Here is a 6,380-nt window from a genome sequence, read left to right on the forward strand (position 1 = left end):
CAAGGAGTTACGATGTTTTCACGCTCACCTCTGCCGCAGTCGAGCCCTCCCGCGCCTTTCTACGAAAAGGTGAAGCAGGCGATCAGCGAAAAAATCGCCACCGGCGTCTGGCGGCCGCACGATCGCATTCCCTCGGAGGCCGAGCTGGTGGCGCAGTTCGGTTTTAGCCGGATGACCGTGAATCGGGCGCTGCGCGAGCTGACCGACGAAGGGCTTCTGGTGCGCTTGCAGGGCGTGGGGACATTTGTGGCGGAACCGAAAGGGCAATCCGCCCTGTTTGAAATCCGCAGTATTGCCGATGAGATAACCTCGCGTAATCACCAGCACCGCTGTGAGGTGCTGGTGCTCGAAGAGACCCAGGCCAGCGCCGAGCAGGCGGTAGAGCTGAATGTCAAAGAAGGTAGCCGGATCTTCCACTCGGTTATGGTGCATTTTGAGAACGACATTCCGGTGCAGATTGAAGATCGCTGCGTGAATGCTGAACGGATACCAGACTATCTGAACCAGGATTACACCCAGACGACGCCGCACGCCTATCTCTCGCTCGTCGCACCGCTGACGGAAGGGGAGCACATTGTGGAGGCCGTGCGCGCCACGCCGCAGGAGTGCGAGCGGCTGCGCATTAAAGAGCACGATCCGTGCCTGCTGATTCGCCGTCGGACCTGGTCCTCGTCGCACATTGTGTCGCATGCCCGACTGCTTTTCCCGGGGAACCGTTACCGGCTGCAGGGCCACTTTATGTCATAAGTTTTAAAAGCGTGATAGCTAACGCAATATAACAAAATTGTATCTTTTTTGTTAAAACTGACCTTGTGTGTGCTTGTCTATACAAGTATATCTAAATGCATCACTGTCCCGTATGAGGAGCACACAATGTCGTCAGGTAAATACCGCCAGCAGGATGTCCGCGCCGCGCGCGGCACCACTCTCACCGCCAAAAGCTGGCTCACCGAAGCCCCGCTGCGTATGTTGATGAACAACCTTGATCCTGAGGTGGCGGAGAACCCCCACGAGCTGGTGGTCTACGGCGGCATAGGCCGCGCCGCGCGCAACTGGGAATGCTATGACGCAATTGTAAAATCCCTGACCGAACTCGAACATGACGAAACCCTGCTGGTGCAGTCCGGCAAGCCGGTGGGCGTGTTCAAAACGCACAAAAACGCGCCGCGCGTGCTGATCGCCAACTCTAACCTCGTGCCGCACTGGGCCACCTGGGAACACTTCAACGAACTGGACGCGAAAGGGCTGGCGATGTATGGCCAGATGACCGCGGGTAGCTGGATCTACATCGGCAGTCAGGGGATTGTGCAGGGCACCTACGAAACCTTCGTGGAAGCCGGTCGCCAGCACTATAATGGCTCGCTCAAAGGCCGCTGGGTGCTGACCGCGGGTCTCGGTGGGATGGGCGGCGCGCAGCCGCTGGCCGCCACGCTTGCCGGCGCGTGCTCGCTCAATATTGAATGCCAGCAGAGCCGCATTGATTTCCGTCTGCGTACCCGTTACGTCGACGAACAGGCAACCGACCTGGACGATGCGCTGGCGCGCATCAAAAAATACACGTCTGAAGGTAAAGCGGTGTCGATTGCCCTGTGCGGCAACGCGGCGGACATTCTCCCGCAGCTCGTCGCCCGCGGCGTACGCCCGGATCTGGTTACCGACCAGACCAGCGCCCATGACCCGCTGCACGGTTACCTGCCAAAAGGCTGGACGTGGGAAGACTATCAGCAAAAAGCGGAAACCGATCCGGAAGGCACGGTGCTTGCCGCGAAACGCTCCATGGCGGAACACGTCTCCGCGATGCTGGCCTTCAGCAAGATGGGCATTCCGACCTTTGATTACGGCAACAACATTCGCCAGATGGCGAAAGAGATGGGCGTGAATAACGCCTTCGACTTCCCGGGCTTCGTTCCTGCCTATATTCGCCCGCTGTTCTGCCGCGGCATCGGTCCGTTCCGCTGGGTTGCCCTGTCCGGTGACCCGGAGGATATCTACAAAACCGACGCCAAAGTGAAGGAGATCGTCGCCGATGACGAACACCTGCACCGCTGGCTGGATATGGCCCGCGAGCGCATTAACTTCCAGGGCCTGCCGGCGCGTATCTGCTGGGTAGGGCTGGAGTGGCGGCAAAAACTCGGTCTGGCCTTCAACGAAATGGTGCGCAGCGGTGAAGTTTCCGCGCCGATCGTCATTGGCCGCGACCACCTGGACTCCGGCTCCGTCGCCAGCCCGAACCGCGAAACCGAAGCCATGCGCGACGGCTCGGATGCGGTCTCCGACTGGCCATTGCTGAACGCTCTGCTCAATACCGCCAGCGGCGCGACCTGGGTATCGCTGCACCACGGCGGCGGCGTGGGGATGGGCTTCTCCCAGCATTCCGGGATGGTCATCGTCTGCGACGGAACCGATGAAGCCGCCGCGCGTATCGCTCGCGTACTCCACAACGACCCGGCAACCGGCGTGATGCGTCACGCGGATGCGGGTTATGAGATTGCCATTGACTGTGCCAAAGAGCAGGGCCTTAACCTGCCGATGATCCCTGCCACACAAGGAAAGCATGAATGAACGCATTAACACTCACTCCCGGCTCGCTGACGCTCAAACAGCTGCGTAACGTCTGGCGTAAACCGGTCACCCTTTCGCTTGATGAAAGCGCGCACGCGGCCATTAATGACAGCGTTGCCTGTGTGGAAGCCATTGTGGCCGAAGGGCGCACGGCTTACGGGATTAACACCGGCTTTGGGCTGCTGGCGCAGACCCGCATCGCGACGCACGATCTGGAAAACCTGCAGCGTTCGCTGGTGCTGTCGCACGCGGCGGGCGTCGGCCAGCCGCTTGACGATGAGATTGTCCGTCTGATGATGGTGCTCAAAATCAACAGCCTGGCGCGCGGCTTTTCCGGCATTCGCCTGAGCGTGATTCAGGCGCTGATGGCGCTGGTCAATGCGGAAGTCTATCCGTGGATCCCGGCAAAAGGCTCTGTTGGGGCATCCGGCGATCTTGCCCCGCTGGCGCACATGTCGCTGCTGCTGCTGGGCGAAGGCAAAGCGCGCTGGCAGGGCGAGTGGCTGCCTGCGAAAGAGGCGCTGAAAAAAGCCGGCTTAACACCCATTACGCTGGCGGCGAAAGAGGGGCTGGCGCTGCTGAACGGCACGCAGGCATCGACCGCCTTCGCGCTGCGCGGCCTGTTTGAAGCGGAAGATCTGTTTGCCTCGGCGGTGGTGTGCGGCGCGCTGACCACCGAAGCCGTACTGGGCTCGCGTCGCCCGTTCGATGCCCGCATCCACGAGGTGCGCGGTCAGCGCGGGCAGATTGATGCCGCCGCGATGTACCGTCACGTGCTTACTGACACCAGCGAAATTGCCGATTCACACCATAACTGCGAGAAGGTTCAGGATCCGTATTCCCTGCGTTGCCAGCCGCAGGTGATGGGCGCGTGCCTGACGCAGCTGCGTCAGGCGGCGGAGGTGCTGCTGGTGGAGGCCAACGCGGTGTCCGATAACCCGCTGGTGTTCGCTCAGGAAAACGAGGTGGTCTCCGGTGGTAACTTCCACGCCGAGCCGGTAGCGATGGCGGCGGATAATATCGCCCTGGCGATTGCCGAAGTCGGCGCGTTGTCCGAGCGCCGTATCGCGCTGATGATGGATAAACATATGTCCCAGCTGCCACCGTTCCTGGTGCGTAACGGCGGGGTCAACTCGGGCTTTATGATTGCTCAGGTGACGGCCGCAGCGCTGGCAAGCGAGAACAAAGCCCTGTCGCACCCGCACAGCGTGGACAGCCTGCCAACGTCTGCAAACCAGGAAGATCACGTTTCGATGGCACCGGCTGCCGGGCGTCGTCTCTGGGAAATGGCCTCCAACACCCGCGGCGTGCTGGCGGTGGAATGGCTGGCGGCAAGTCAGGGTATCGATCTGCGTGAAGGGCTAAAATCCAGCCCGCTGCTGGAGCAGGCGCGTCATGCGCTGCGCGAGCATGTATCGCATTACGATGACGACCGCTTCTTTGCGCCGGATATTGATAAGGCGATGCAGCTTCTGGAAGAGGGGCGGCTGGTGGGGCTGTTACCTTCGGTGCTGTGATTTTTCCCCTCACCCTAACCCTCTCCCACAGGGAGAGGGAATTGCCAGGTTTTCTCCCTCTCCCTGTGGGAGAGGGCCGGGGTGAGGGCATCAGCCCGCACTATTACGAATACATCGCCGTAATCGACGCGCTGCCAAGCGTATGGAAATGCACGTTAAACCCGACCATTGCGCCGCTCGCGCCTTCATCGACCTCAATCTTCTCCACATCCAGCGCGTGCACCGTGAAGATATAGCGGTGGGTTTCCCCTTTTGGCGGCGCCGCGCCGCCGTAGCCCGCTTTACCGAAGTCAGTGCGCGTCTGAATGGCACCTTCAGGCAGGGCAACCAGGTCTGAACCGGAACCCTGCGGCAGGACGCGCGTGTCGGCAGGCAGGTTCGCCACAATCCAGTGCCACCAGCCGGAGCCGGTAGGCGCATCCGGGTCGTAGCAGGTCACGACAAAGCTTTTGGTGCCTGCCGGAACCTCGTCCCACGCCAGGTGTGGGGAGATATTGTCTCCCTGATATCCCATGCCGTTGAAAACGTGACGCTCCGGCAGTTTTTCGCCGTCGCGCAGATCTTTGCTGATGATTTTCATACGGTTTACCCTCGTTGATCGCTCGTTCAGCAAGTGTAATGCATAGGGTTAAATCGTGAAATGCGCGGGAATGTTAACGGCTGTTACAACCGCGTCGGTTAATTTACGCAGCTGCTCCGACGTAATGCTGTACGGCGGCATCAGGTAGATAAGCTTGCCGAAAGGCCGTACCCACACGCCCTGGTCCACGAAGAAGCGCTGTAGCGCCGCCATATTCACCGGATGGGTGGTTTCAATCACCCCGATGGCGCCCAGCACCCGCACGTCCGCGACGAAATTCGCCCCTGAGGCGGCGCTCAGCTCCGCTTTCAGCTGCACTTCAATCGCCGCAACCTGCGTCTGCCACTCGCCGCTCTCCAGAATGGCGAGGCTTTCGCTTGCGACGGCGCAGGCGAGAGGATTACCCATAAACGTCGGACCGTGCATAAAGCAGCCTGCTTCGCCGTCGCTGATGGTGTCGGCGACCTGGCGGGTCGTGAGCGTGGCGGAAAGTGTCATGGTGCCGCCGGTCAGCGCTTTGCCGAGGCACAGAATATCCGGGGCGATACCCGCATGTTCGCAGGCAAACAGCTTGCCGGTGCGGCCAAAGCCGGTGGCGATCTCATCGGCAATCAGCAGAATGCCCTCGCGGTCGCACATCCTGCGAATACGCTTCAGCCATTCCGGGTGGTACATCCGCATCCCGCCCGCGCCCTGCACGATCGGTTCAAGAATGACGGCAGCAATCTCGTGACGATGCGCCGCCATCAGCCGCGCGAAACCGACCATGTCCATTTCGTTCCACTCGCCGTCGAAGCGGCTCTGGGGGGCCGGGGCAAACAGGTTTTCCGGCAGATAGCCCTTCCACAGGCTATGCATGGAGTTGTCCGGATCGCATACCGACATCGCCCCGAAGGTATCCCCGTGATAGCCGTTGCGGAAGGTGAGGAACCGCTGGCGCGTTTCGCCTTTGGCGTGCCAGTACTGCAGCGCCATTTTCATCGCCACTTCCACCGCCACGGAGCCGGAATCCGCCAGGAACACGCACTCCAGCGATTCAGGCGTCATCGCCACCAGGCGACGGCATAAATCCACCGCGGGCTGATGGGTGATCCCGCCGAACATCACGTGCGACATCTGGTCAATCTGCGCCTTCATCGCCGCATTCAGGCGCGGGTGGTTGTACCCGTGAATGGCCGCCCACCAGGAGGACATCCCGTCAACGAGCTGTTCGCCGCTGGCGAGATGCAGCTCGCAGCCGTGCGCGGAGGCCACCGGATAAACGGGAAGGGGGCGGGTCGTGGAGGTGTAAGGGTGCCAGATATGCTGCTTGTCGAAGGCGAGATCGTCCTGGGTCATAATCGACTTGTAAACCATTTTGAAAAGTTTTAGGTTTACGAGTATAAACCGAACCGAAAATTAACAAAACCCTTTGGAGAAGCCCCATGGCTCACCACGCACGCTGGACGATGTCGCAAGTTACTGAATTATTCAATAAACCTTTCCTTGAGCTGATGTTCGAAGCCCAACAGGTGCATCGTCAGCACTTCGATCCTCGCCATGTTCAGGTCAGCACGCTGCTGTCGATCAAAACCGGTGCCTGCCCTGAAGACTGCAAATATTGCCCGCAGAGCGCGCGCTACAAAACCGGCCTGGAATCCGAACGGCTGATGGAAGTGGAGCAGGTACTCGACTCGGCGCGCAAGGCGAAAAACGCCGGCTCGACCCGCTTCTGCATGGGC

5 protein-coding genes and 1 pseudogene are annotated in these 6,380 nt (G+C 60.4%); 4 read left to right on the plus strand and 2 right to left on the minus strand.

Annotated elements, in window-relative coordinates; translation table 11 throughout:
• The first annotated feature begins 12 nt into the window (after positions 1 to 12).
• The 3 genes from DOU50_RS08970 to hutH all read left to right on the plus strand — a co-directional run bounded on the left by DOU50_RS08970 (position 13) and on the right by hutH (position 4,079).
• The gene (locus DOU50_RS08970; protein WP_024908773.1) at positions 13 to 747 is read left to right on the plus strand and encodes a histidine utilization repressor; all 735 of its coding nucleotides are present in this window, start codon (positions 13 to 15) and stop codon (positions 745 to 747) included.
• Positions 748 to 873: 126 nt separating this feature from the next.
• The gene (hutU, locus tag DOU50_RS08975; protein ID WP_024908772.1) at positions 874 to 2,562 is read left to right on the plus strand and encodes a urocanate hydratase; all 1,689 of its coding nucleotides are present in this window, start codon (positions 874 to 876) and stop codon (positions 2,560 to 2,562) included.
• The gene (hutH, locus tag DOU50_RS08980; RefSeq protein WP_061715729.1) at positions 2,559 to 4,079 is read left to right on the plus strand and encodes a histidine ammonia-lyase; all 1,521 of its coding nucleotides are present in this window, start codon (positions 2,559 to 2,561) and stop codon (positions 4,077 to 4,079) included. Before hutU ends, hutH begins: the two co-directional genes overlap by 4 nt.
• A gap of 103 nt (positions 4,080 to 4,182) precedes the next feature.
• Here hutH and DOU50_RS08985 read toward each other — a convergent pair whose 3' ends face one another.
• Together DOU50_RS08985 and bioA are read right to left on the minus strand one after the other, a co-directional pair.
• Entirely contained in the window at positions 4,183 to 4,659 is a 477-nt protein-coding gene (locus DOU50_RS08985; protein WP_024908770.1) for a kinase inhibitor, read from the minus strand.
• Between the two features lie 48 nt (positions 4,660 to 4,707).
• Positions 4,708 to 5,997, minus strand: coding sequence for an adenosylmethionine--8-amino-7-oxononanoate transaminase (gene bioA, locus DOU50_RS08990; RefSeq protein WP_416202943.1), 1,290 nt, complete (start codon positions 5,995 to 5,997; stop codon positions 4,708 to 4,710).
• A gap of 86 nt (positions 5,998 to 6,083) precedes the next feature.
• Here bioA and DOU50_RS08995 point away from each other — a divergent pair.
• Positions 6,084 to 6,380, plus strand: a pseudogene (locus tag DOU50_RS08995) (biotin synthase); the annotation flags it as partial.

This window comes from Enterobacter sp. C6 (genome assembly GCF_008122455.1).
GTDB lineage: Bacteria > Pseudomonadota > Gammaproteobacteria > Enterobacterales > Enterobacteriaceae > Enterobacter > Enterobacter pseudoroggenkampii.